The sequence below is a fragment of the Chryseobacterium sp. MP_3.2 genome, assembly GCF_035984805.1.
In the GTDB taxonomy this organism is placed as follows: Bacteria; Bacteroidota; Bacteroidia; order Flavobacteriales; family Weeksellaceae; genus Kaistella.
The window spans coordinates 447,246-469,314 of record NZ_JAXCHW010000001.1 but is presented as its reverse complement, the minus strand read 5'-3'; the positions used below and the strand labels follow the sequence as shown (position 1 = coordinate 469,314).

Below are 22,069 nucleotides of genomic sequence, written 5' to 3'. Positions count from 1 at the left end.
GCAATTTGCTGAGTTTTTTTTTGGACTCAAATGAAGGAAAGTTGCAGTAGAAAGTGATATTTTTGAACCTGTAAAATTAAACCCCTCCAAAAATGATATCATTAGAAGATATTCTGAAAAATCAAAAAGACGTTAAAGTAATTGATTCATCCATCGATTATAAAAACTACATAGCCTTCGATCTTTCCGCAAAACATACTGACCAACTGAATTTAGATTTAACCGATTCAGAGAAATTTGAGGGATTTGTGGAAAACCATCTTGCAGAAAATAAGGCGAAAGTCGCATTTGGAGGTTATTTAGAGCACCGAAATTTGTATAAAAGAAGTGAAACCTTTAATGATAAAAATACAGATGAGCGAAATATCCATATTGGTTTAGATCTTTGGATCAAAGCGGGAACTTCTGTACTGAGCGCCTTAGACGGGAAAATTCACAGTTTTCAAAACAATACGGCCTTTGGAGATTATGGTCCAACAATTATTTTGGAACACGAAATTGAAGATGTTAGCTTTTATACATTGTATGGACATTTAAGTCTGGAAAGTTTAGAGGGAAAAAAGGAAGGTCAGTTCGTGAAGGAAGGAGAAAAAATTGCAGAACTCGGCAAACCACCCATTAATGGAGATTATGCGCCGCATTTGCATTTTCAAATCATTAAAGATATTCAAAATAAAAAAGGCGATTATCCCGGAGTTTGTAGTGTTAAAGAAGTGGAGTTTTATAAAGAAAATTGTCCAGATCCGAATTTATTACTAAAAATTACGCAATGATAAATTACAATTTTCAATTTGTTTAAAGTAAAATGTATTAAATTTATCTCATAATATGATACTAATCGCAGCTTCATAATTCGGTTCCTGATAAATATCGGCAACTTGTTCTTCATAAATAATTTTTCCCGTCGGATCGATCACCACGACAGCTCTGCTTAAAAGTCCTTTCATTGGCGAATCTATGATTTCTACGGCATATTTTTTTCCAAAATCCGATCGGTAATCAGAAAGCATCACCACATTTTTAATTCCTTCCGCGCAAAATCTCTTCTGCGCAAATGGTAAATCTTTCGAGATACAAAGAACAACCGTATTTGGAAGATTGGCTGCATCTTCATTAAAATGTCGCACAGAAGCGGAACAAACTCCCGTATCAACACTTGGAAAGATATTCAGAATGACAAACTTCCCTTTGTACGAATCAAGGTTTTGGTCATTCATTTCCATATCTGTTAACGTAAAATTTGGAGCCATTTCATTAATCGCAGGCAATTTTGCATAGGTTGTAATCGGTTTTCCTCCCATTAAAACCGTATTTTCTGTCTGAATAATTTTTGCGGAATCTTCGTCAGAATTTGCTGTAAATTCATTTTTTAGAATTTTGATTACAAGATAGCAAGGTACCCAGAAATAATATACTGAAAATGAATTTTGATAACATATTTTAAATTTTTACCAAACCTATCTCTTTTTAATAGTTAAAAAACCTTTACAGAAGATTTTGCCATACAAACACTATCAAAAAAAACAGCAACAAAAAATTGGCTGCTGTTTTTAAGTCCTTAAGTCCTCCAATTTTATTTCAGAAATTTGGTTAAAATTTCATTTAAGATTGTTGTATGCGTATTATTTAATCCGTGTGGAGCTCCCGGAATAATTACAAATTCATTGTCTACAATTCCTTCTGCAGCTTGCTTACCAGAAGTTTCTATGGGCACAATTTGATCTGCATCGCCATGAACGATTAATGTTTTTACCTTCACATTTTTAAGTTCCGGACGAAAATCTGTTCCCGCCCAACTTTCTGCAGTTTTTATAGTGGCAATAGGAGATGCGTGAGATGCAATACTCCAATCGTACTGTAATTGCTGCTCACTCACCGTTTTAGAAGAATCGGTGTAATTGTAGAAATTCTTATGAAAACCTTCTAAAAATTCTACTCTATCTTTTTTCAAAGCAGCCATAATATCTTCTAAAGCTTTTTCGGGAACACCATCTGGATTATCCGCGGTGTGTTTCACAATGGGAATAATTGACGAAATTAAACCTACTTTATCTACGTTTTCGTCGCCGTAATTGGTGAGATAACGAACTACTTCTCCGCCTCCCATTGAAAATCCAAATAGAATAACATTTTTCAATTCTAATTGCGTGATCAATTGATGTAAATCTTCTGTAAGTCCGTCATAATCATATCCGTCCGCAGAAACAAAAGATTTTCCGAAACCTTTTCTGTCAATTTAAATTACGCGATATCCTAATTCTAAAAGGACAGGAACTTGATGCTCCCATGATTGTCCACTTAAAGGCCAACCGTGAATTAGAATAATAGGTTGACCAGATCCGAAATCTTCGTAATAAATTTCGTAATTTTTTTGATCTTGTTTTGTAATATAGGGCATGATTTGGTATTTTTAATTAATGTTTGATGAATTATGCACCAATATTTACGCCAACAAAAACTTAGGACTTGTTATGTGAGAAATCTTATTTATAATTCGTTTCCTTTTCAATTTCACTCATCACCCAATCTAATGACAAATCTTTTTTCTGCAAAATATCTTGTAACGTTGGGGATATTTCCACATCTGGAGTAACTCCTTTTTTGGTATTCGTAAATTTAATGTTGGGCTGAATAAGCATCAGTCCGATGGGTAAATAAAGTTTAGAATTTGGTAATTTTTCCGTAGAATATCTTCCTGCCACCGTTCCATCATTAGCACCGCCCGTTTCTTCACCTACAATAATTGCTCTTTCATCTCCTTTTAATTTTGCAGAAATAATAGAGGAAGCAGAAAAGCTTGCCCCATTAATTAAGACGTAAATTTTCCCCGAAAAACGATCAGCTTTAGGTTTTTTCAAAGAGAAAATTCCATTATTCTTCAAGTAAAAATTTCCCTCTTCCTTTTTTACAGAGAATGCAGTTCCGAGTAAATAAAAGGGATATCCAATCACGGCAAAAGGCGCTATGAGGGGAGAAACGCCTCGAAAATAATTGGCATGAAACATAGAAGTTCTGGAGGTGACTTTGATGTCATTAATGAATTTAAATTCTTCATCAACCAAATAAGAATAGAGGTTATTAATTTCATAAAGGGAACCACCCAAATTATTTCTGATGTCCAAAATTAAATAATCAGCATTGGATTCCTTTAGAGCTGCAAAGCTTTCTTTGTAAAATTTCTTCGAAAAAGTCCCAGAAAAAGTCTTGATTTTCATGTACGCCACAGAACTGTCTTTTCTTAAAAATTGTAAATCCCGGTTATAGCTTTTGGAAATCACATTATAATCTTTCGTCTTTCCTTTTTCGCTTTTCGTGATTTTTTTGACTTTTTTTTCCGTCTTTTTTTTCTCCTCTTTCGAGATTTTTTCCCGCGTTAGGTAAAATGTTTTTAATTCGTTTTTGTATTTAGATTCGATTTTCACACTATCTAAAATTCCAAATTCTGCCGTGAAATAGTTGGGCCATCTTAGCGCCAACATGTATTTTTGAAAAGTTTGATTTTCCCCGTCACCCGTTACAAAAGGGCGGTATTTTGCCAATAAATCATTCGCTTTAATATTATGAATGGTGAGAATTTCTGTTCCCACATTCATGTTTGGAATTTTATCGGCGTTGTCTTTCACAAAAATGCGCTCCTTATCGATAACAAAATTATACCGGCTGAGCAAGCCTTTTTGCTTTTCCAAATTTTTAATTTCTTTCTTCGTTAAGCGTTTTCCTCTAGAATACAATTGCAAATGACCTTCTTTCACTTGCGCAATTACGGGTGCAAGTTTGTGGTAAAATTCATTTGGCGTAATTGGTTTTTTAATGGACTTTTTTAAACTGTCAAATTTATAATCCAACTTATTTTTGGTGATGTACCAATATAAATTAGGATGAAGGTGCTCAAGTTTTTTCTGCGCAAAGTCTACATCTTGCCATAGTTTCTTTTTAACAATGGGTGTTTCCAATTTTGCATTGTATTTTTTAACCGAAATGCAAGATGTTAAGAGGATGACAAAAAGAAGAAGGATATATTTTTTCAACCGGAAAGTTTTTATAAATATAGAAAAATATAGAATGTGACCAAGGCATAAAAAAACTCCGCAAAATTACTTACGAAGTTGGTATTCTAATTTTTAAAAATTTATCCTAATACCGTGATGGTGTTTTGGAGCATTTCATAAATGGCATCTTTTCCATTGTCTGGTTTTACATTCACGGCTTTGGTTCCATTAAAATGCAGACAAGTAATGTAACCGAGTTTCGCAGCATCTTGGCAGGTATATTTCACACAGTAATCCAAAGCGAGTCCCACAACTTCTAATAATTTGATATCATGGTATTTTAAGAAATCATCTAAACCCGTCTTCGCAAAATGATTGTTATCTTGGAAAGCGGAATAACTGTCAAAATCTTCATTTTTCCCTTTTTGAATAATGTGCGTCACTTTATTTTGATTTAAATCCTTGTGAAATTCTGCACCGAAAGTATCTTGAACGCAATGATCTGGCCACATAAACTGTGGGATTTCATTGAGAATTATTGTATCACCCACGTTTTTCCCATTGTTGCTTGCAAAACTTTTATGATTTGCGGGATGCCAATCTTGGGTCAATACAATCTGTTCATATTCATTTTCTTCCATTAAAAGGTTGATGTAAGGAACAATTTCTTGTGCTCCCGGAACAGCAAGTGCGCCACCTTCAAAAAAATCATTCTGCAGGTCTACTATAATCAGGGCTTTTTTCATATTTTAAAATTTTAGGCTCGAGTTTGAATTCAACTTTATTTATGTTAAATTTACAATTGAAAACGCAAATGCGCAGCCAAACTGAGACATGCGCCAAATCGTCAATAAATTACAATTCGCAATGGACAATTTAGAACATAAAAAATATCCAATTGGGCAATTTAAAGGCCCTAAAAAAATTACAGATCAGGATTTGGACGCTCATATTAAGACGCTGAAAGATTTTCCGAATCGCTTAAAACACTTGGTAGAAAACTGGACAGATGATCAGTTGGATACGCAATACAGAGATGGTGGTTGGAAGGTGAGACAGTTAATTAACCATCTTTCAGACAGCCATATGAATAGTTATATCCGCTTTAAGTTGGCTTTAACGGAAGAAAATCCAATCATTAAACCGTATGATGAAGCGAAATGGGCAGAATTACAAGACAGTTTTAGCATAGAAATAAAACCAGCGTTGCAAATTTTAAAAGGATTGCACAAAAGATGGGTTTATGAATTGAAATGTCTGACAAACAGAGATTTTGAGAGTACCTTTTTCCATCCAGAACAAAATAAAAAAGTTTCCTTAAAAGAGAGTTTGGCTTTTTACGCTTGGCATTGTGATCATCATCTTGCGCATATTACCGCACTGAAAACTGAAAAAGGTTGGTAGAATCTGCTCATTAAATTACTAATTATTTCAATTAAAATTAAATTAAAATTATGAGTTTTTTCAACAAAATATTCGGGGGCAATGAAGAAGAAAAATCTTCGGAAAATTTTTGGCATTCTCTTACATCAGTTGAGGATTTAGATGCGGCCATCGCAAAATCCAATGAAAATAAAGTAGCAATTTTTAAACATTCTACGCGGTGTTTTATTTCCAAAACTGTTTTAAAAAACTTCGAAAAAGAAGTTTCAGCATCAGATAAAAAAGTAGATTATTATTTTCTGGACTTGATCGAGTACCGCTCCATTTCTAGCAAAATTGCAGATGATTTCGATATTACGCACCAAAGTCCGCAACTCATTGTTTTAGAAAATGGGAAGGCGATAAAAGACGCCTCTCACCAAAGTATTTCTGTGTCACTCATCTAAATTTTCTCTATGGACATTGAAGATTATTTATCAGAAACTTTAGAAATCCCGAAAGAAGCTGTTTCTCATTGCAGCAATTTTTACCATTCCCAAAAAGTAGAGAAGAATAAATTTCTACTTCAGTCAGGTGAGGTTTGCAAGGAGACCTATTTTGTAGAAAAGGGGTTGCTTAGGATGTATTCAATTGATAAAAACGGGAAGGATCACATCATCCAATTCGCGCCAGAAAAATGGTTAATGTCTGATCGTAGTTCTCTTTTCTTTAATGAGAAATCAAATTATTACATAGAAGCGGTGGAGGATTCAGAAGTGATTTTGATGAAGAAAGATTTTTTCAGCAAGCTCATTGAAATTTATCCACACACTGCGGAGAAAAACGATCTATTGTTACAAAAACATATTCGGAATTTACAAAATCGGGTTAATTCTCTTTTAGCAGACACTGCAGAAGAACGCTATTTGAATTTCATCAAAATGTACCCCGATATTTTGCTGCGTGTTCCGCAATTGATGGTGGCATCTTATCTCGGAATTACGCCAGAAAGTTTGAGCAGGCTTCGAAAAGAATTGGCAAGGAAGAATTTTGAAATTTTGTAAAAAATAGAACCTTAAATGGGATTTTTTTATTTAACATTTTTCAGTTTCTCTAAAAGTTGATTTTGGTCAGCAATCATTTTTTTCACTTCTTCTAATTTTAAAGGATTCTGATTTTGATACTTTTCAATTTCAGGAAGCGTCTTCTTGATCTTGAAGAAATCATAATATTGATTGATTTTACTACTATTGGAATCAATTTGTCTAACGATCATCTGTAAATCTGTCTTATGTTTGGTGAATTTATCCAAACTTTCTTTAATAAAATTTTGCATTTCTTTCTTTAATACAGAATCTTTGATAGCCGTAATTTTCTGACTAACTTCTTCATAATATTCCGTGGGCTTGTTGAGAAGCTCTTTTTTCTTTGTGATCAGTTCGAAAGAGTTTTTTCCCATTAAATTAATCTCGTCATCCAGCGCTTGCAGTTCTTTATCATTCTTGATCAGCTCAAAATATATAGCATCGATTAAGGAACTTCCTTCACTATATCGTGAACCTTTTTGAGAACCAACACTTGAAATAACGTTGGCGTTTTCAGCTGCAACAACTGCATTTTCAGTTTTTTCTTTGCAGGAAAATAATAAAACTAGAGTAGCGATGATTAGTAGATTTTTCATAATTTATATTTTAAAATAAGTGCGGTTTAGTTCAATATTGTTACAAAAAAGAAAAACTCGAGTTGAGTTCCTCTTTTATTATACTCTTTATAGATTATTTGTCGAAATATTAGAATCACAATAATTTATTTCAAGCCGTAATCTAAAAGCATTTTACCTTTTTTCGTTATGGAGCATCTAGTTTTGGCTAATTCTGTTGCTTCCTCATCGGTAGGATTCCAATTTCCCATACCTTTTCCTTCCACTAATCCGAGATTAAGAAGTTCCTCATCTAATATCAATGTAAAAGTTTCCATTTGTTCTGCATTCTTTTAATAATATTAGATCATAATAAAAAGTTTTTTCAACAATGTTTGTCAACTTTAAAAAATCTCGATAACTTAAATTTTTATGAATTAGATTTCTAAATAATCTACCAAAGACTTGTGGTTTTCCATCAGAATCAATTCTGTTTACGATTTCTGAAATTTTTTCGCCTACTTTGTGATTATATTCCTTTGAGTCATCTAAATATTTAATTTCCTTAAGGATAAAATCTTTATCTAAATCTTTTAATTCATTCAAAAAATGAATTAGTTTATTTGTGAAAATTTTATCATTAATAGATTTTCCAATACCAATAATTTTAAAGATTCCACCTAGAATCGGGAATGATTCTATTGTGTGGTTATCAATGAACTTATCCAGAGGAATTTCTAAAATGTCCGTTGAGATATTTATAAATTAGAATCTATTAAATCATTTAGTATAATGTTTCCCATAAGAAAAGCAGGCTTTAAAAAAACCTGCTCTAATTTATTAAATATTTCCGAGAAATATTATTTACCCAAATAAGATTTCAAAATCTTACTTCTCGTATTGTGTTTCAATCTTTTGATCGCTTTCTCCTTGATTTGACGAACTCTTTCTCTTGTTAGGTCAAAAGTTTCCCCGATTTCTTCCAAAGTCATTGGATGTTTTCCATTCAAACCGAAATACAAACGCACCAAATCAGCCTCACGTGGAGTCAAAGTTTGCAACGCTCTTTCAATTTCAATCTGAAGAGATTCCAACATCAAATCCTTATCTGGGCTTGGTGATTCACCAGAACGTAAAACGTCATATAAATTGGAGTCTTCACCTTCCACAAGTGGAGCATCCATGGATAAGTGACGACCAGAATTTTTCATGGATTCCTTGATGTCATCTTCACTCATATCCAATACTTCTGCTAATTCTTCTGGGGACGGAGGTCTTTCGTTTTCCTGCTCCAAATGTGCGTAAGCTTTGTTGATTTTATTGATCGATCCAATTTTATTCAGTGGCAATCTTACAATTCTCGATTGTTCTGCCAATGCCTGTAAAATAGACTGACGGATCCACCAAACTGCGTAAGAGATAAATTTAAAACCTCTGGTTTCATCATATCTTTTCGCGGCTTTCATCAAACCAAGATTACCTTCATTAATTAAATCGGGTAGGGAAAGCCCTTGATTTTGGTATTGTTTAGAAACAGAAACCACAAAACGTAAATTAGCCTTAATCAATTTTTCTAGCGCTACACGGTCTCCCGCGCGAATCTTTTGTGCTAAATCCACTTCTTCATCGGCCGTAATTAAATCCACTTTTCCAATCTCTTGTAAATATTTGTCAAGGGAAGCGGTTTCTCTGTTGGTAACCTGTTTGGTAATTTTTAATTGTCTCATAAAAAAATAAGGTCCACTTTAGGACTGCATTATATTATACGATGCGATTGTGCAAAAGGTTACAATTAATTGAAAATAACATTTAATATCTTTTTTTTGGCGAGTTTTATTATTATACACCTCTTACTTTGCATCAATTTTCAATCTAAATTTGCAAACAAATCAATTTTTATCAGTAAAAGTAGGACGTCGCTAACTTTCGTCAATCAATAAAAAACTCATCATGCAGGGATGCAGAATGAGTTCAAATTAATTATAAGGACCTCAATTATTTAATAATTAATTTAGTGTTATGTTTTTTACCGTTCAATTCTTGCATCAAAAAATACACGCCAGATTTTGCTTTTAAAGTCATCTCGTTTTTGCCTTTAATTATATTTCCAATATATATTATTCTACCCGAAGAATCAGTTATTTGCACTTTTCCAGAATTTTCTGAAATGAGGGAGAAGGTTCCATTGTTTGGATTAGGATAAATTTGCGCTTTAGATAAATTGGTATTATTAATTGCCAAAGGTTCTGCGCATAAGTACGGTCGGAAATTTACTAACCCAAGAGTTGGATCATCAACTTGATGAGAAATCACATTTTCTACCATGGAATCATTGGAAAGCTCATCTTCTCTCCAGCAATTATTGGTTGCAGTAATCGCATTCGCGGTATTATTAAAAAGCGCAAAGAGATTTCCGCCGTTTCCATTATTTTTAAAAATGTTTTGTCCAGCACTACCTAAACTTCCACCTCCTAAATCTACACTCGCCGTTCCAATCACGGTGATTCCCCAAATATGACCCCGAATCTGATTTTTTTCAATCTTTATACCAGTGCCAAGTGCGCCGCTTCCATTGATGGAAATTCCGCTTCCTCCCGTAGCAGGATTGTTTTCGGAATTATTGTCTGTTAAAATATTATTAGAGATTACACCGGAAGAAGCGTTTCCAGCAACCGTAATCCCATATCGATTGTCCGTAACTATATTCCCATCTATTTCAACATTATTTTGGACGCCTAATAAAGATGAAACAGAAATTCCACCAACTCTTGTTAATGTTCTATCTCCCAATACCGTATTATTCAAAACTCGGGTAATTCCTGCGCCACTTGGACCCATATTGATTTGCGGGCGATTTGAATTGGCTTTCGTATTTCCCTGCAAGAAATTTCCCGTGAACTCTAAGGCTACGGAACCGTTAGCAGCAGATGCAACCGCTGGAAGATCGTTTCCTATAAATGTAGAATTTTTTACGATTGGATTTCCTTTGGAAAAGTTAATTGCCGCTCCCGTCACCAAGCCAGATTTGAAATATCTAACTGTGCAATTTTCCATAGAGAATGTTCCAGTTAAAACTTGCATTCCGCCCCCATATTCTAAAATGGTGTTTTTAAAAGTAGCTGTAGCAGTTTCTTCAAACCGAATTCCTTTAAAAATAGTTGTTGGGTTGGTTGCTGTAATCAAAAAATTAGTTGCCGTAGTATTGTAGACTCCTCCGATGGTTAATTGAACTGCGCCATCCATTTTCAAAGTGGTATTTTCATCCATTACCAATTGATCTCCGGCAGAAATGGTGATATTGGCAGTCATTTGATAATCAGTGCCGTTATTCACCAAAACTGTAGGCGCGGCTACAGAAAGCGAAGCTAAATTATATGAAACTCCGGTTCCAGGACTTGTAAATTGGCTGAAAACAACGGTGGAAAGGATTGAGAGAAAGAAGAGAGAGATTTTTTTCATAGTAGATTTATTTAAAACAAAGTTAAAATTATATGTTATAAATATCAATTTTAAAGTGTTAAAAATTATGGAGTTAATCTTATTTTTGTACAAATATTATTTATGTTAAAATTGTCGCCAATCATTATCGGAACCATGCGTTGGGGAAGTTGGGGAGCTAATCTTTCTGAAAAAGGAGTCCAGAATTTAATTGAAGTTTGTGTTGAAGATGGCTTGTCAACATTTGACCATGCAGATATTTATGGGAATTATACCACGGAAAAACTATTCGGGAAAGCCTTTCGGGAAATGAGACTGGAAAGGGAAAAAATTCAACTGATATCAAAATGCGGAATTCAATTGCCGGGTGGAACCGCTACATACAAGATTAAATCGTATAATTATTCTAAAGAGTATATCATTAAATCTGTTGATTCCAGTTTAAAAAATTTGCAAACGGATTATTTAGATCTTTTTTTATTGCATAGACCATCACCTTTAATGAATTCAGAAGAAATCGCTGAAGCTTTTCATATTTTAAAAGAGGGTGGAAAAGTACAGGCTTTTGGAGTTTCTAATTTTTCCATGTCGCAATTCGATTTACTTAATCAATATTTTCCTCTAGAGACCAATCAGATCGAAGTTTCCTTAAATAATACTTCAGCTTTTTATGATGGTACACTGGATCAACTGTTGCAAAATAAACGGCGACCTCTGGCTTATTCTGTGTTAGGAAACTATTTTACAGAAAATTCTGCTGAGAATATTAGGATAAAAAAGATTTTGAACACTCTTTGTGAGAATTACAACGCTGAAGAAAATCAAATTCTCCTCGCTTTTTTACTGAAACATCCTGCGGGTATTTTACCCATTATTGGTACCAGCAGAGCGGAAATGATTAAGATATTGAAGAAAAGCTTGTTTTTAAACCTAGATGTTCAAGACTGGTTTCAATTGCTTGAAGCAAAAAATGGAAAAGAAGTAGATTAAAATAATCAAAAAGCTCTTGCATGGTAAATTTATAATTGTATCTTTGACCCGTTTTTATATCCGAAGTCAATATGTTCATCATGGTTGAATTTCTTTTATAATTTCAACTTTTATTAATTTATAATTTTTTTTAAGATGAACATTTTTGTTTCAAACATCAATTACGCAACACAAGAACAGTCGTTGCAAGACTTATTTTCAGAATTTGGAGACGTATCGTCTGCAAAAATCATCACTGACAGAGAAACTGGTAGATCTAGAGGATTCGGTTTCGTTGAAATGGGTGACGAAGAAGGAAAGCAAGCTATCGAAGCTTTAAACGGAAGAGAATTGGACGGTAAAGAACTTAACGTTTCTGAAGCTAAGCCAAAAGAAGACAAACCAAGAAGATCTTTCGACAATAACCGAAGCGGTGGCGGAGGTTACGGTGGAGGCGGTGGAAGCCGTGGCGGATCAGGAGGTGGAAGTGGTTACGGTGGTTCAAGCCGTGGCGGTTCTAACTGGTAAGATTTTCCCGAAATAAATCAGAGCGACTTTTTTTAAAGTCGCTTTTTTTGTGCCTAATTTAGTGGTAAGTAAATGTTTGAAATGATGTAATAGAAAATGCAGTGAGTATAATAAAGCAAATTCAATGAGGTACCGAAGATGATTTGGATAAATGAGTATGTGAAAAAGTAGCGGTCTAAAAGTAAAAATATTCCGGGAATAGTTTAGTTTTTTACTCTTTTATTTCTTTTACCAATATAATTACAGAGTCACCATTCATCCAATACGCAGCTGTTTTCCCCTTCGTCCTGGTTATCGTATCAAATAGAATTTTAAACTGAAGGTTACCAATTGTTTTTTGAATCACTAATTCTTCAACCTCAAAATCGCCCTTACTGGAAAAAGTAGCAAATATTTTTTCCATTTCTGGCTTCAAATTAATTTTTTGATTATCAACTTTCAAAATTATTTCAGATTGATACTCATTTTTCGGAAGTTCTATTTCGAAGGTTCTCTTTCCAATCTCAAATTCATTTTTCTGATACAGAAAAGCTTTATAAAGATGATCATACGATTCTAAACTAACAGATAAATTTTTCACTCTCAATGTGGTGTTCCGATTATTAACTCCGCTCGCAGTTTCCGGTTTCTCACTGTAAGTATTTAGAAATTGAGAGCGCGTAAAGGTTTTAATGCCAAAGCGATCATTGGTTTTAAATTTCTTTTGGAATTTTACCACCTGCTCTTTTGTGAGTAAATCAAGTAAAGCGGCCGTTTTCTTTCTTTCTGCTAAAAATTTAAATTTATCAGAAATTTCATCAGCAACTTCAGCCGAAGTTTTTTTCTCAAAGTTTATTGTCCCCGCTTCTAATAATTTATTAGTTTCTAAAAGTCTTTGTAATTCAGTCAGTTGGCTTCTAGTAGAGACAGAGGTGGCACTAAGATAAGGAAACACTAAAGCGAACATTCCAAATACAAAAAGACTTATTGGAATAAATTTAATGGTGCCATTTTTCCATATGATGAAATAGATAATAACAGAAGTTAGCCATACCGCAAGGAGTAGAACGTAATATCTTGGTTCAGTAAATCCATACTCCAAAATTCTGGTAAAAATTGCTGTAAACAGTAATACCAGTAAAGGAAGTAGGGTAAAATAAAATATTTTGGAGAAAATTTTCACCCAGGATTTTGCAAGTTCATTTTTTAAGGGATGTACCAGTAAAAGCGCAAGAATTCCGACAAGGGAATACGCCAAAACCAAATAAGAAACCCATCCCCTTGGTAGTTCCCAATTGAGAAGGATTTTTGCAGAATAGAAGTAAAGAATAATTGCGTAGATCAGCAAAAGGGGAATGAGAATATATTGCGTGAAAAACTTTAAAATTTGTGGATAATCGGTGTCTGATTCTAGTTTTTTTAAACCTTCCACGTTGAAGAGAAGAAAAATAAAACTACTCCCAAAAACAGATAAGATGATAAGTGGATTTCTATAAAATCCATCATCAAAATTAAAGTCAAACAACTGATCAACCGCCACAATGGCGAGTTGTACGCCTGCAATTAAAACTCCAGTGAAGACCGCTGTCAAGAAAATATTGAGGAACAAATTCTTATTGAATTGCCAGAAATTCTTTTCTTTCTCTTCCCCGAAAAAGGCGATAAAAGAAACCAAAAGATGAGACAAGATGAAAGTGGGAATGAGTAAAAATGCGTACAGCTCTGTAAAATCTTCTTCATTTGCAGGCAAAAGAAAATAGTAGAGCACTAAAAAAATTATAGGGATAATCTGCAGCAATAAACTATTGCCAATTCTTTGAGACAGCATTTTAAATGCGAATGTGAGAGAAATTCCCAAGCAAGAAATCAATCCTAGTTTCACGAATAAAAATTCATTATCCTCTTGCTCTTCATTAGATGCGACCACGATTAAGGCGACCGCAGAAAAAAGCGACATCACTAAAACCAAAGGATATCGCTGAACTACTAAAATTGCATTACCGAAGATTTCCTGAAACTTCTTTTGCATGGTCTAAAAATTTACGGATTAAAAGGTTTATCTCTTCTTTTTGGATTTTTCTTTTTTTCCTTTTTTGTTCTTTTTCTTCCCCTTTTTTCCTTTTTTTCCAGTGGTTAATTCGTCAATAAAATCACTAATAGATCCCTCACTTTCAGTGTTTTTTGATGACTCCGCCTGGATATTTTTTGGTGATTTTACGACCTTAATCTCTGCATTGTCTACCAAATTTTCTGTGATTAACATCTGGTATAAATCTTGCCCAGATCCGTCAAAGTAATTATTTAAAAATTGATATAGCATGTGTTTTTTATAATCAGAGAAAGGAACAGAAACAGAATATTTAAAAATTCGACCCTCTTTTTCCGTGGTTAAAAAATCTTTTTCAACTAAAATTTTTAAAAAAGTGGAAACCGTATTCTGGTGAGGTTTAGGTTCTTCATACTGCTCCATGATATCTCGCATATAGGCAGATTCAAGTCGCCATAGGATATTCATCAAATTTTCTTCTGCCGCAGTTAAATAATTTATTTTCATATTTTAATTTTAATTTTAATTTTAATTTTGAAGTTGTATGTTGGTATAAAGGTAAATAAAAGAAACAAAACTAGCGATTAAAGCGCCTGTCAAAACTTCTTTCAGCGTATGCCTTTTTAAAATAATTCTGGATATTCCTACTAAAACTGCAATAATTGCCCAAAGTATTCCAATCCAAGGGTTAATAACGAAAAATAAAGCTGAGACGAAAACATTGAACGCAGTATGCATAGAACTTTTAATCAAATAATTGCTCAGCTGCATTATCATTAAAAGAAGCAGAAGAAAAAGCATCACCCAATCTACTTTATATTCCGTTAAATAATGAAACAGTAAATAGACAAACAACGCACCTTCAATAAAAAAGTAGAGACTTTTTCGTTGATTCCTATCGGATACATCCATGTTGGTATATCGTTTTTTCTTTACGTTATAATAAATCCACACCGTAATTGGCAGAATCGTAATTAATAGGATTGGAAGAAAAATGACTGACATTTCTCGCCAAGTGTAATTCAGATAACTGAAGTACATAAAGTAAATGAAAAGCGAAGTGAGTGGATTGAAAAAATTCGAGATAATTCTGGAGATTTGTAAGATAAGAGGGGACTGATTTTCTTCCATATTTTTATTAAAGATCCAAAAATATGTATTTAAAATCACGTAACGTTAAAATGTGACAGGAAGCTACCCGTAAACACAAAGTTTTTTATTATTTTTGCGTCATATTTCAATTAGATATGAAGGAATTTTCCAAAGAAGTATACCTTAAATGGTATGAAGAAATGACGATGTGGAGGAGATTTGAAGACAAATGTCGTTCGCTTTATCTCAAACAAAAAATTAGAGGTTTTTTACATTTATATAATGGTCAGGAAGCTATTCCAGCCGGTTTTGCGCATGCAATGGATTTAACCAAAGACAGCATGATTACAGCATACCGTTGCCACATTCACCCTATGGCGATGGGTGTAGATCCAAAAAGAATTATGGCAGAACTCTGCGGTAAAGCTACTGGAACTTCTGGCGGAATGGGTGGTTCTATGCACATTTTCAGCAAGGAAAAAAGATTTTATGGCGGTCACGGAATCGTGGGTGGTCAAATTCCTTTGGGTGCCGGAATTGCTTTTGCGGATAAATATTTTGAAACTGGCGGTGTAAACATCTGTTTCTTCGGAGATGGTGCTGCACGTCAAGGTTCTCTTCATGAGACCTTTAATATGGCGATGAACTGGAAATTGCCTGTGGTTTTTGTCGTTGAAAATAACGGTTATGCAATGGGAACTTCTGTTGGAAGAACCGCAAATCATGAAGATATTTACAAACTAGGTTTAGGCTATGAAATGCCTTGTCTTCCGGTAGATGCAATGGATCCTGTAAAAGTTGCGGAAGCAGCTTATGAAGCCATTGAAAGAGCAAGAAGAGGAGATGGTCCTACTTTCATAGAAGCCAGAACTTACCGTTTTCGCGGTCACTCTATGTCTGATGCAGAACCGTATAGAACTAAAGATGAAGTTGCAGACCGTAAAAAAGATGATCCGATTGAAATTGTAAAGCACAAGATTTTAGAAAATAATTGGGCTACTGAAGATGAATTGAATGCGGTCGAAGAAAAATCTCGTGAATTTGTGGATGAATGTGTAGAATTTATGGAGCAATCTCCTTATCCAGATCCAGAAAAACTGTATGAATATGTTTATGCACAGGAGGATTATCCATTCTTAAATAAATTAGAAAATAACTAAAACAATATGAAGATGTGAAGATTTACTCGTAAGTATAATACTCTGCGGTAATCAACTCATCATCACATTAACATATTAACAAATCATAATTATGGCAGAAGTGATTACAATGCCCCGTCTTTCTGATACAATGACGGACGGAAAGGTAGCTAAGTGGAATAAAAAGGTGGGCGATGCGGTAAAGGAAGGCGATATTTTAGCAGAAATTGAAACCGACAAAGCCGTACAAGATTTTGAATCAGAATTTAACGGCACTCTTTTATACATCGGCACAGAAGAAGGAGACTCTTCACCTGTGGATTCTATTTTAGCCATTATCGGGGAGGAAGGTGAAGATATTTCATCTTTAAAAGGTGGCGAATCTGCCTCTAAAGCTGAAGGAATTTCTGATGAAATTCCTGAAGAGGGTCAAACTGAAAATGAAGCAACTGCCGTAGAAACTACAAAACCTGTACAAAAAGTAGAGGCAGAAAATAATACTTCCGCAGAAATTCCAAAGGATGTAGAAGTGATCACAATGCCGCGTTTGTCTGATACGATGACGGAAGGTAAGGTAGCGAAGTGGAATAAAAAAGTAGGTGATGCCGTAAAAGAAGGTGATATTCTTGCCGAAATTGAAACCGACAAAGCGGTTCAGGATTTTGAGTCCGAATTTAACGGAACGCTTTTATATATCGGAACTGAGGAAGGTGATGCAAGTCCTGTAGATTCTGTTTTAGCAATCATCGGACCTGAAGGAACTGATGTTTCATCAATTGTTTCAAATGGTGGTAAAAAAGCGGAAGCTCCAAAAGCTGAGGCAGCACAAATTTCATCAAAAGAAGAAACTCCAGCTGCATCGGATAAGGTAGAAGAAACTTCAACTGAATCCAGCTCCGAACGAGTTGCAATTTCACCTTTGGCGAAAAAAATGGCGACAGATAAAGGAATTGATTTAAATTCTTTAAAAGGAAGTGGCGAAAATGGCCGCATCGTGAAAAAAGATATCGAAAATTACACTCCAGTTGCGGCAATGAAATCTAGTGATGCGCCGAAAGAGGTCGCAGAATCGAAAGCTGCTCCGCAAGGTGCTCCTGCGATGATGAATTTTGTTCAGGGTGAAGATTCTGAAACTCCAAATTCTCAGGTAAGAAACATCATCGCGAAAAGATTATCTGAAAGCAAATTCACGGCACCGCATTATTATCTCATCGTAGAGATTAATATGGACAAAGCCATTGAAGCCAGGAAAGAAATTAACGCTTTACCAGACACCAAAATTTCCTTTAATGATATGATTATTAAAGCAGTAGCTATTGCTTTAAGAAAACATCCGCAAGTAAATTCCAGTTGGAAAGCAGATAAAATCATTCACCACGGAAATATTAATGTTGGTGTTGCAGTTGCCATTCCAGATGGTTTAGTGGTGCCTGTATTGAAAAATGCAGATCAAATGAACTACACTCAAATTTCTGCAAGCGTGAAAGATATGGCCGGAAGAGCAAAATCCAAAGGCTTGAAAGCGAATGAAATGGAAGGTTCAACTTTTTCTGTTTCTAATTTAGGAATGTTCGGAATAGAAACTTTCACTTCTATTATTAACCAACCGAATTCTGCGATTTTATCCGTTGGTGCAATTGTAGAAAAACCGGTTGTAAAAGACGGACAAATTGTAGTGGGTAACACTATGAAATTATCTCTTGCTTGTGATCACCGAGTGGTTGATGGCGCTACAGGAGCTCAATTCTTACAAACATTAAGAACGTATTTGGAGCAGCCTTTAACTTTGCTACTCTAAGTTCTCAAATTATTATTATACAATCCTTCTGAATTTTTTCGGAAGGATTTTTTTGTCTAGAGATTTTAATTCTTTCTCTCTTAATTATAAATCATTTTCCTTATTTTTGAAACCATGATTAAAGCAAGCAACATTCATAAGTCATATAAAGATTTAGAGGTTTTAAAAGGCGTGGATATTAACATCAAACAGGGAGAAGTAGTTTCTATCGTTGGAGAATCTGGTGCGGGTAAATCCACGCTTTTGCAGATTTTAGGAACATTGGACACGCCGACAAATCCCAAAGGTTTTCAGACAGAAATTACCCTTGATGGGAAATCTTTTATCACCATGAATGATCGGCAACTTTCAAAATTTAGAAATCAAAATATTGGATTTGTATTTCAGTTTCATCAGCTTCTGCCAGAATTTACGGCCTTAGAGAATGTTTTGTTGCCAACCAGAATTTCGGGGAAAAATGAAAGAGAATCATTGGATAAAGCTTATTCTATTTTCGAAGATTTAAATATTGCGCACAGATTGCATCATAAACCAAGCGAAATGTCTGGTGGTGAAGCGCAAAGAACTGCCGTAGCAAGAGCGTTAATCAACTCCCCAAAAATTATTTTTGCAGATGAACCTACGGGAAATTTAGATTCCAAAAATGCCGACGACTTGCACCAACTCTTTTTTGATTTAAGAGATAAATACAACCAAACTTTCGTGATTGTAACGCACAATACGCACCTTGCAAATACCACAGACCGCAAATTGGTCATGAAAGATGGACAGATCATTAACTAAAAATTGATACCTATTTTGAAGCGGATTTTTCTCCTCTTGCTTTTACTTTTATTCTGTGGATTACAAGCACAGCCAGTATCCACGACGAGATTTAAAGAAGTGAAAAGTTTTGTAGAAGGTAAAAATTTCAATGAAAACATTGCCTTTTTTATCGATTTTAAAATTCATTCGGGTAAGTTCAGGTTTTTCATTTGTAATCTGCAAACGGGAAAGGTTTTGAAAAGTGGTTTGGTGGCGCATGGATCATGTTCTGTTGTTTCCAAATCCAAAAATTTAAAATTCAGCAATATGGAAAATTCTTATCAATCGTCTATAGGAAAGTACGGCATCAGCTCCAAATATTATGGTACATTTGGTTGCTCTTATCGGCTGCAAGGTTTAGATAAAACAAATAACAATGCCATGAAAAGAGCAATTGTAATGCATTCTTTGGCTTGTGTAAAAGATAATGAAAGTACTGAAGAAACCTGTTTAAGTTTAGGTTGCCCCATGGTTTCTGAAGCTTTTTTTAAAGTAGCTGCTCAATATATTGATGCCTCCAAAAAACCGATAATTCTTTACGCTTACTACTAAAACTTGATATCATGTCCATTAAATTTTTGGCAGAAGATGATCGACCACGGGAAAAATTTCTTTTGAAAGGAAGGAATTCACTTTCTGATGCGGAATTGTTGGCCATCATAATGGGCAGCGGAAATCGAGAAGATTCTGCCGTAGAATTGGCGCGAAAAATTTTGGATTCTGTAGGAAATAATTGGCATAATCTTTCACGATTGCAGGTTTCTGATTTGATTAAATTTAAAGGAGTAGGTACTGTAAAAGCAATCTCAATTTGTACTGCTTTAGAAATTGGGCGCCGACGCGGGGCACAAGAAGTAGTGGAAAAATGTAAAATTGAGGGCAGTTCAGATGGTTTCAAAATTCTGCATCCGCATTTAGGAGATTTAGAAACGGAGCAATTTTGGGCAATTTTTCTTAATCAGAATAATAGAATTTTGGGAAAATGTCAGCTTTCATCAGGTGGGATAAATCAGTCTGTGGTAGATGTGCGGATATTATTTAAAACAGCTATTGAACATTTTGCCACGGGAATTGTGGTGGCCCACAATCATCCTTCAGGGAATTTGAAGCCAAGCCAAGAGGATCTTAAAATTACAAAACAAATTACAGAAGCGGGTAAACTTTTAAATATTCAGCTCTTGGATCATCTTATCATTTCTCAAAATTCTTACTTTAGCTTTGCCGACGAAAATTTATTATGATTAAAAGAATCCATTATCAAAATATAGACTTTTCAAAATATAACATTTGTATAGAGAATTCGGTTCAGAAAAACTTTTATGCAAGAAAAGACATTCTGGATCACCTCTGCGATACGTGGGAATTGCTCGTTGAGGGTGATTATAAATCTGTAATGCCCATTCCAATCCGAAAAAAATATGGAGTTAAGGTTGTTATAATGCCTTTATTTTGTCAGCAATTAGGTATCTTTAGTTCTGAAAATAGTCCAGGTAAAGAGCAAGCATTTTTAGAATTTCTGTCATCTAATTGTAGGGTTGCTTATTATGCTTTTAATTATCAAAATTCATTTGAAGACAGTTTGAAATTGCGAAAGAATTATTTCATCGAGAAAACAGAATACAGTCTCTTGAGGAAAGGTTATTTCAAAGGAAGAAAATCAACCGTGAAAGTTGCGCAATATCTTCAGTTCAAAGAAATCTCCCTTGAAGAAGAATTGAATTTCATCCAGAATAATTTTAAAGGCTTAGAGAAAAAAGGGGATTTAGCTAAATTTTTCACCTATCTTAATTTTCTAGATGAAAACCATCAATTAAGAATCTTTGCTTCCTATAAAGAAAATACCATCACAAATGCAGCGATCATTATCAGTCAAGACGATTCGTTCTCGCTTTTAGGTTTGATTAATCATGAAGAATTTAAACAAGATAATGGCGCTTCATTTCTCATCGATAAAATTTTAAAGGATTATATTCAAGAGAAATCATTCAATTTTATGGGCAGTTCCATCCGTGGTATAGAGGTTTTTTTCAAGAGTTTCGGGTCGCAATTACAAGAATATGCAGTGGTGGAAAACTCTAAGTTGGATTTAGCAAAAAACATCTTCAAGAAGTAGCAAATTATTAGTAATTTTGCAACCTCATATTTATCGATGATAGACTCACCATATTTACCGTATGCCTTTGCGATTTTACTCGCGTTGCCCTTTCTGTTTTTTTTGCGGACTTTCGTCTTTGCTTACATCAAACTGAAGAATCAAGAAATTAAATTATTAACGGTGAAGGGGAATTCGGAACAGCGCGTTCACGCTTATGAGCGATTGACCCTTTTTCTGGAAAGACTTAAACCCGCTAATCTCGTTTCGAAATTTGATAAAGGACTTGCTGTAAATGAATTTGTTTTTTTAATTGATAAAAGTATTCAGGAAGAGTTTGATTATAACGCATCTCAGCAATTGTATCTCACAAAAAAAACCTGGAACAGTGTGGTCACCTGCAAAAATAACATTTTGCATCTCGCCCATAAAACCTACGAAAACTTAGGTGAGAACTCCACATTAGACGAATATAAAACCATCTTCTTAATGAACTACATGAATGAAAGTGATTTCGTAGCTCAAACAATAGAAGACTTAAGAAGAGAAAATTTAATTGTAAATTAATAGATAATGATACCAAATTTTAAAGCGCATCCGTGGCACGGAATTTCAGCAGGAGAGGATGTACCGAATGTTGTAAATGTTTTTATAGAAATAGTTCCTTCAGACACCATAAAATATGAAGTGGACAAAGAAAGTGGTTATTTAAAAGTGGACAGACCGCAGCAATTTTCGAATATTATTCCGGCTTTATACGGCTTTATTCCAAGAACCTACTGCCATGACGAAGTATTAAGATTAGCCTTAGAAAGTGGAGCTCAAGATGTAAGTACTGGAGACCTGGATCCCTTGGATATTTGCGTTTTAAGTTCCCATAATATTCATTCCGGGGGAATGCTTATGGAAGCCATACCAATCGGTGGTTTTAAAATGATTGATAAAGGTGAGGCAGATGATAAAATTGTAGCGGTGATGAAAGGGGATCATGCTTTCGGTCACTTCCGTGATATCGCAGATTTGCCCCAAGCAGAAATTAAAAGATTGATGCACTATTTTCTTACCTACAAAAACTTACCAGATGAACCTGCAAAATGTAGAATTCAGGAAGTTTATGGATCCGATCATGCGAAGGAAGTAATTATTGCGTCTCAAGCGGATTACGCCAATAAATTTGGTGGCTAAGAAAAAAT

27 protein-coding genes are annotated in these 22,069 nt (G+C 34.6%); 14 read left to right on the top strand and 13 right to left on the bottom strand.

Annotated features, from left to right (window positions below):
- The first annotated feature begins 92 nt into the window (after positions 1 to 92).
- A complete protein-coding gene (locus tag RCH13_RS02210) occupies positions 93 to 773 on the top strand; it encodes a peptidoglycan DD-metalloendopeptidase family protein (RefSeq protein ID WP_326985571.1) in 681 nt (226 codons plus the stop codon).
- A 48-nt stretch (positions 774 to 821) separates the two neighbouring features.
- Here the strand turns inward: RCH13_RS02210 and tpx are convergent, their stop codons facing one another.
- From tpx to pncA, 5 genes are all read right to left on the bottom strand, one after another.
- Positions 822 to 1,301, bottom strand: coding sequence for a thiol peroxidase (tpx, locus tag RCH13_RS02205; RefSeq protein ID WP_326985570.1), 480 nt, complete (start codon positions 1,299 to 1,301; stop codon positions 822 to 824).
- A 272-nt stretch (positions 1,302 to 1,573) separates the two neighbouring features.
- Positions 1,574 to 2,236, bottom strand: coding sequence for an alpha/beta fold hydrolase (locus RCH13_RS02200; RefSeq protein WP_326985964.1), 663 nt, complete (start codon positions 2,234 to 2,236; stop codon positions 1,574 to 1,576).
- Positions 2,237 to 2,398 (bottom strand): alpha/beta fold hydrolase, encoded by a 162-nt coding sequence (locus tag RCH13_RS02195; RefSeq protein WP_326985569.1) that lies wholly within the window; start codon positions 2,396 to 2,398, stop codon positions 2,237 to 2,239.
- An 85-nt stretch (positions 2,399 to 2,483) separates the two neighbouring features.
- Complete coding sequence (locus tag RCH13_RS02190) at positions 2,484 to 4,028, bottom strand: S41 family peptidase (RefSeq protein ID WP_326985568.1); 1,545 nt, start codon at positions 4,026 to 4,028, stop codon at positions 2,484 to 2,486.
- Between the two features lie 101 nt (positions 4,029 to 4,129).
- Positions 4,130 to 4,735, bottom strand: a complete 606-nt coding sequence (gene pncA / locus RCH13_RS02185; protein WP_326985567.1) for a bifunctional nicotinamidase/pyrazinamidase — start codon at positions 4,733 to 4,735, stop codon at positions 4,130 to 4,132.
- 121 nt (positions 4,736 to 4,856) lie between these two features.
- Here pncA and RCH13_RS02180 point away from each other — a divergent pair, with 121 nt between their 5' ends.
- Genes RCH13_RS02180 through RCH13_RS02170 form a run of 3 tightly spaced genes read left to right on the top strand, consistent with a single transcriptional unit; the run spans position 4,857 to position 6,415 of the window.
- Entirely contained in the window at positions 4,857 to 5,393 is a 537-nt protein-coding gene (locus RCH13_RS02180; RefSeq protein WP_326985566.1) for a YfiT family bacillithiol transferase, read from the top strand.
- Between the two features lie 50 nt (positions 5,394 to 5,443).
- Positions 5,444 to 5,818, top strand: a complete 375-nt coding sequence (gene ytxJ / locus RCH13_RS02175; protein ID WP_326985565.1) for a bacillithiol system redox-active protein YtxJ — start codon at positions 5,444 to 5,446, stop codon at positions 5,816 to 5,818.
- 9 nt (positions 5,819 to 5,827) lie between these two features.
- Positions 5,828 to 6,415, top strand: a complete 588-nt coding sequence (locus RCH13_RS02170) for a Crp/Fnr family transcriptional regulator (protein ID WP_326985564.1) — start codon at positions 5,828 to 5,830, stop codon at positions 6,413 to 6,415.
- Between the two features lie 26 nt (positions 6,416 to 6,441).
- On the opposite strand, the gene RCH13_RS02165 is transcribed toward RCH13_RS02170, so the two are convergent.
- From RCH13_RS02165 to RCH13_RS02145, 5 genes are all read right to left on the bottom strand, one after another.
- Positions 6,442 to 7,032 (bottom strand): hypothetical protein, encoded by a 591-nt coding sequence (locus RCH13_RS02165; RefSeq protein WP_326985563.1) that lies wholly within the window; start codon positions 7,030 to 7,032, stop codon positions 6,442 to 6,444.
- 125 nt (positions 7,033 to 7,157) lie between these two features.
- Positions 7,158 to 7,328 carry a hypothetical protein gene (locus RCH13_RS02160; RefSeq protein ID WP_326985562.1) on the bottom strand — a complete coding sequence of 57 codons (171 nt, stop codon included), beginning with the start codon at positions 7,326 to 7,328 and terminating at the stop codon, positions 7,158 to 7,160.
- A complete protein-coding gene (locus RCH13_RS02155; protein WP_326985561.1) occupies positions 7,300 to 7,596 on the bottom strand; it encodes a hypothetical protein in 297 nt (98 codons plus the stop codon). The genes RCH13_RS02160 and RCH13_RS02155 overlap by 29 nt, the downstream gene beginning before the upstream one ends.
- Before the next feature lie 254 nt (positions 7,597 to 7,850).
- Entirely contained in the window at positions 7,851 to 8,717 is an 867-nt protein-coding gene (locus RCH13_RS02150) for a sigma-70 family RNA polymerase sigma factor (RefSeq protein ID WP_039354162.1), read from the bottom strand.
- A gap of 268 nt (positions 8,718 to 8,985) precedes the next feature.
- Complete coding sequence (locus RCH13_RS02145) at positions 8,986 to 10,449, bottom strand: T9SS type A sorting domain-containing protein (protein WP_326985560.1); 1,464 nt, start codon at positions 10,447 to 10,449, stop codon at positions 8,986 to 8,988.
- A 102-nt stretch (positions 10,450 to 10,551) separates the two neighbouring features.
- Between RCH13_RS02145 and RCH13_RS02140 the strand changes: the two genes are divergently transcribed.
- Both RCH13_RS02140 and RCH13_RS02135 read left to right on the top strand, forming a co-directional pair.
- Positions 10,552 to 11,418 (top strand): aldo/keto reductase, encoded by an 867-nt coding sequence (locus RCH13_RS02140; RefSeq protein WP_326985559.1) that lies wholly within the window; start codon positions 10,552 to 10,554, stop codon positions 11,416 to 11,418.
- Positions 11,419 to 11,553: 135 nt separating this feature from the next.
- Complete coding sequence (locus RCH13_RS02135) at positions 11,554 to 11,925, top strand: RNA recognition motif domain-containing protein (protein ID WP_326985558.1); 372 nt, start codon at positions 11,554 to 11,556, stop codon at positions 11,923 to 11,925.
- 211 nt (positions 11,926 to 12,136) lie between these two features.
- On the opposite strand, the gene RCH13_RS02130 is transcribed toward RCH13_RS02135, so the two are convergent.
- The 3 genes from RCH13_RS02130 to RCH13_RS02120 are packed head-to-tail and all read right to left on the bottom strand — an operon-like array spanning position 12,137 to position 15,082.
- Positions 12,137 to 13,933, bottom strand: a complete 1,797-nt coding sequence (locus tag RCH13_RS02130; protein WP_326985557.1) for a DUF4153 domain-containing protein — start codon at positions 13,931 to 13,933, stop codon at positions 12,137 to 12,139.
- A 27-nt stretch (positions 13,934 to 13,960) separates the two neighbouring features.
- Complete coding sequence (locus RCH13_RS02125; protein WP_326985556.1) at positions 13,961 to 14,458, bottom strand: BlaI/MecI/CopY family transcriptional regulator; 498 nt, start codon at positions 14,456 to 14,458, stop codon at positions 13,961 to 13,963.
- A 21-nt stretch (positions 14,459 to 14,479) separates the two neighbouring features.
- A complete protein-coding gene (locus tag RCH13_RS02120) occupies positions 14,480 to 15,082 on the bottom strand; it encodes a phosphatase PAP2 family protein (RefSeq protein WP_326985555.1) in 603 nt (200 codons plus the stop codon).
- A gap of 116 nt (positions 15,083 to 15,198) precedes the next feature.
- On the opposite strand from RCH13_RS02120, the gene pdhA reads away from it, so the two are divergent.
- The 8 genes from pdhA to RCH13_RS02080 all read left to right on the top strand — a co-directional run bounded on the left by pdhA (position 15,199) and on the right by RCH13_RS02080 (position 22,061).
- Positions 15,199 to 16,203: a pyruvate dehydrogenase (acetyl-transferring) E1 component subunit alpha gene (gene pdhA, locus RCH13_RS02115; protein WP_326985554.1), complete on the top strand. Its 1,005-nt coding sequence runs from the start codon at positions 15,199 to 15,201 to the stop codon at positions 16,201 to 16,203.
- 91 nt (positions 16,204 to 16,294) lie between these two features.
- Complete coding sequence (locus RCH13_RS02110; RefSeq protein ID WP_326985553.1) at positions 16,295 to 17,980, top strand: 2-oxo acid dehydrogenase subunit E2; 1,686 nt, start codon at positions 16,295 to 16,297, stop codon at positions 17,978 to 17,980.
- A 114-nt stretch (positions 17,981 to 18,094) separates the two neighbouring features.
- Positions 18,095 to 18,763, top strand: coding sequence for an ABC transporter ATP-binding protein (locus RCH13_RS02105; protein WP_326985552.1), 669 nt, complete (start codon positions 18,095 to 18,097; stop codon positions 18,761 to 18,763).
- 15 nt (positions 18,764 to 18,778) lie between these two features.
- Positions 18,779 to 19,336 carry a murein L,D-transpeptidase catalytic domain-containing protein gene (locus RCH13_RS02100; protein WP_326985551.1) on the top strand — a complete coding sequence of 186 codons (558 nt, stop codon included), beginning with the start codon at positions 18,779 to 18,781 and terminating at the stop codon, positions 19,334 to 19,336.
- 11 nt (positions 19,337 to 19,347) lie between these two features.
- Complete coding sequence (gene radC, locus RCH13_RS02095; RefSeq protein WP_326985550.1) at positions 19,348 to 20,025, top strand: RadC family protein; 678 nt, start codon at positions 19,348 to 19,350, stop codon at positions 20,023 to 20,025.
- On the top strand, positions 20,022 to 20,897 hold the full coding sequence (locus RCH13_RS02090) for a hypothetical protein (RefSeq protein WP_326985549.1): 876 nt from the start codon (positions 20,022 to 20,024) through the stop codon (positions 20,895 to 20,897). The genes radC and RCH13_RS02090 overlap by 4 nt, the downstream gene beginning before the upstream one ends.
- Before the next feature lie 36 nt (positions 20,898 to 20,933).
- A complete protein-coding gene (locus tag RCH13_RS02085) occupies positions 20,934 to 21,443 on the top strand; it encodes a DUF7935 family protein (RefSeq protein WP_326985548.1) in 510 nt (169 codons plus the stop codon).
- A gap of 6 nt (positions 21,444 to 21,449) precedes the next feature.
- A complete protein-coding gene (locus RCH13_RS02080; RefSeq protein ID WP_326985547.1) occupies positions 21,450 to 22,061 on the top strand; it encodes an inorganic pyrophosphatase in 612 nt (203 codons plus the stop codon).
- Positions 22,062 to 22,069 lie beyond the last annotated feature (8 nt).

Bases quoted from the DNA above. Each gene is read 5' to 3' on its own strand.
- RCH13_RS02210 (WP_326985571.1), top strand. From the start codon at position 93: ATGATATCATTAGAAGATATTCTGAAAAATCAAAAAGACGTTAAAGTA.
- tpx (WP_326985570.1), bottom strand. From the start codon at position 1,301: ATGGGAGGAAAACCGATTACAACCTATGCAAAATTGCCTGCGATTAAT.
- RCH13_RS02195 (WP_326985569.1), bottom strand. From the start codon at position 2,398: ATGCCCTATATTACAAAACAAGATCAAAAAAATTACGAAATTTATTAC.
- pncA (WP_326985567.1), bottom strand. From the start codon at position 4,735: ATGAAAAAAGCCCTGATTATAGTAGACCTGCAGAATGATTTTTTTGAA.
- RCH13_RS02180 (WP_326985566.1), top strand. From the start codon at position 4,857: ATGGACAATTTAGAACATAAAAAATATCCAATTGGGCAATTTAAAGGC.
- ytxJ (WP_326985565.1), top strand. From the start codon at position 5,444: ATGAGTTTTTTCAACAAAATATTCGGGGGCAATGAAGAAGAAAAATCT.
- RCH13_RS02170 (WP_326985564.1), top strand. From the start codon at position 5,828: ATGGACATTGAAGATTATTTATCAGAAACTTTAGAAATCCCGAAAGAA.
- RCH13_RS02165 (WP_326985563.1), bottom strand. From the start codon at position 7,032: ATGAAAAATCTACTAATCATCGCTACTCTAGTTTTATTATTTTCCTGC.
- RCH13_RS02160 (WP_326985562.1), bottom strand. From the start codon at position 7,328: ATGGAAACTTTTACATTGATATTAGATGAGGAACTTCTTAATCTCGGA.
- RCH13_RS02150 (WP_039354162.1), bottom strand. From the start codon at position 8,717: ATGAGACAATTAAAAATTACCAAACAGGTTACCAACAGAGAAACCGCT.
- RCH13_RS02145 (WP_326985560.1), bottom strand. From the start codon at position 10,449: ATGAAAAAAATCTCTCTCTTCTTTCTCTCAATCCTTTCCACCGTTGTT.
- RCH13_RS02140 (WP_326985559.1), top strand. From the start codon at position 10,552: ATGTTAAAATTGTCGCCAATCATTATCGGAACCATGCGTTGGGGAAGT.
- RCH13_RS02135 (WP_326985558.1), top strand. From the start codon at position 11,554: ATGAACATTTTTGTTTCAAACATCAATTACGCAACACAAGAACAGTCG.
- RCH13_RS02130 (WP_326985557.1), bottom strand. From the start codon at position 13,933: ATGCAAAAGAAGTTTCAGGAAATCTTCGGTAATGCAATTTTAGTAGTT.
- RCH13_RS02125 (WP_326985556.1), bottom strand. From the start codon at position 14,458: ATGAAAATAAATTATTTAACTGCGGCAGAAGAAAATTTGATGAATATC.
- RCH13_RS02120 (WP_326985555.1), bottom strand. From the start codon at position 15,082: ATGGAAGAAAATCAGTCCCCTCTTATCTTACAAATCTCCAGAATTATC.
- pdhA (WP_326985554.1), top strand. From the start codon at position 15,199: ATGAAGGAATTTTCCAAAGAAGTATACCTTAAATGGTATGAAGAAATG.
- RCH13_RS02110 (WP_326985553.1), top strand. From the start codon at position 16,295: ATGGCAGAAGTGATTACAATGCCCCGTCTTTCTGATACAATGACGGAC.
- RCH13_RS02105 (WP_326985552.1), top strand. From the start codon at position 18,095: ATGATTAAAGCAAGCAACATTCATAAGTCATATAAAGATTTAGAGGTT.
- radC (WP_326985550.1), top strand. From the start codon at position 19,348: ATGTCCATTAAATTTTTGGCAGAAGATGATCGACCACGGGAAAAATTT.
- RCH13_RS02090 (WP_326985549.1), top strand. From the start codon at position 20,022: ATGATTAAAAGAATCCATTATCAAAATATAGACTTTTCAAAATATAAC.
- RCH13_RS02085 (WP_326985548.1), top strand. From the start codon at position 20,934: ATGATAGACTCACCATATTTACCGTATGCCTTTGCGATTTTACTCGCG.
- RCH13_RS02080 (WP_326985547.1), top strand. From the start codon at position 21,450: ATGATACCAAATTTTAAAGCGCATCCGTGGCACGGAATTTCAGCAGGA.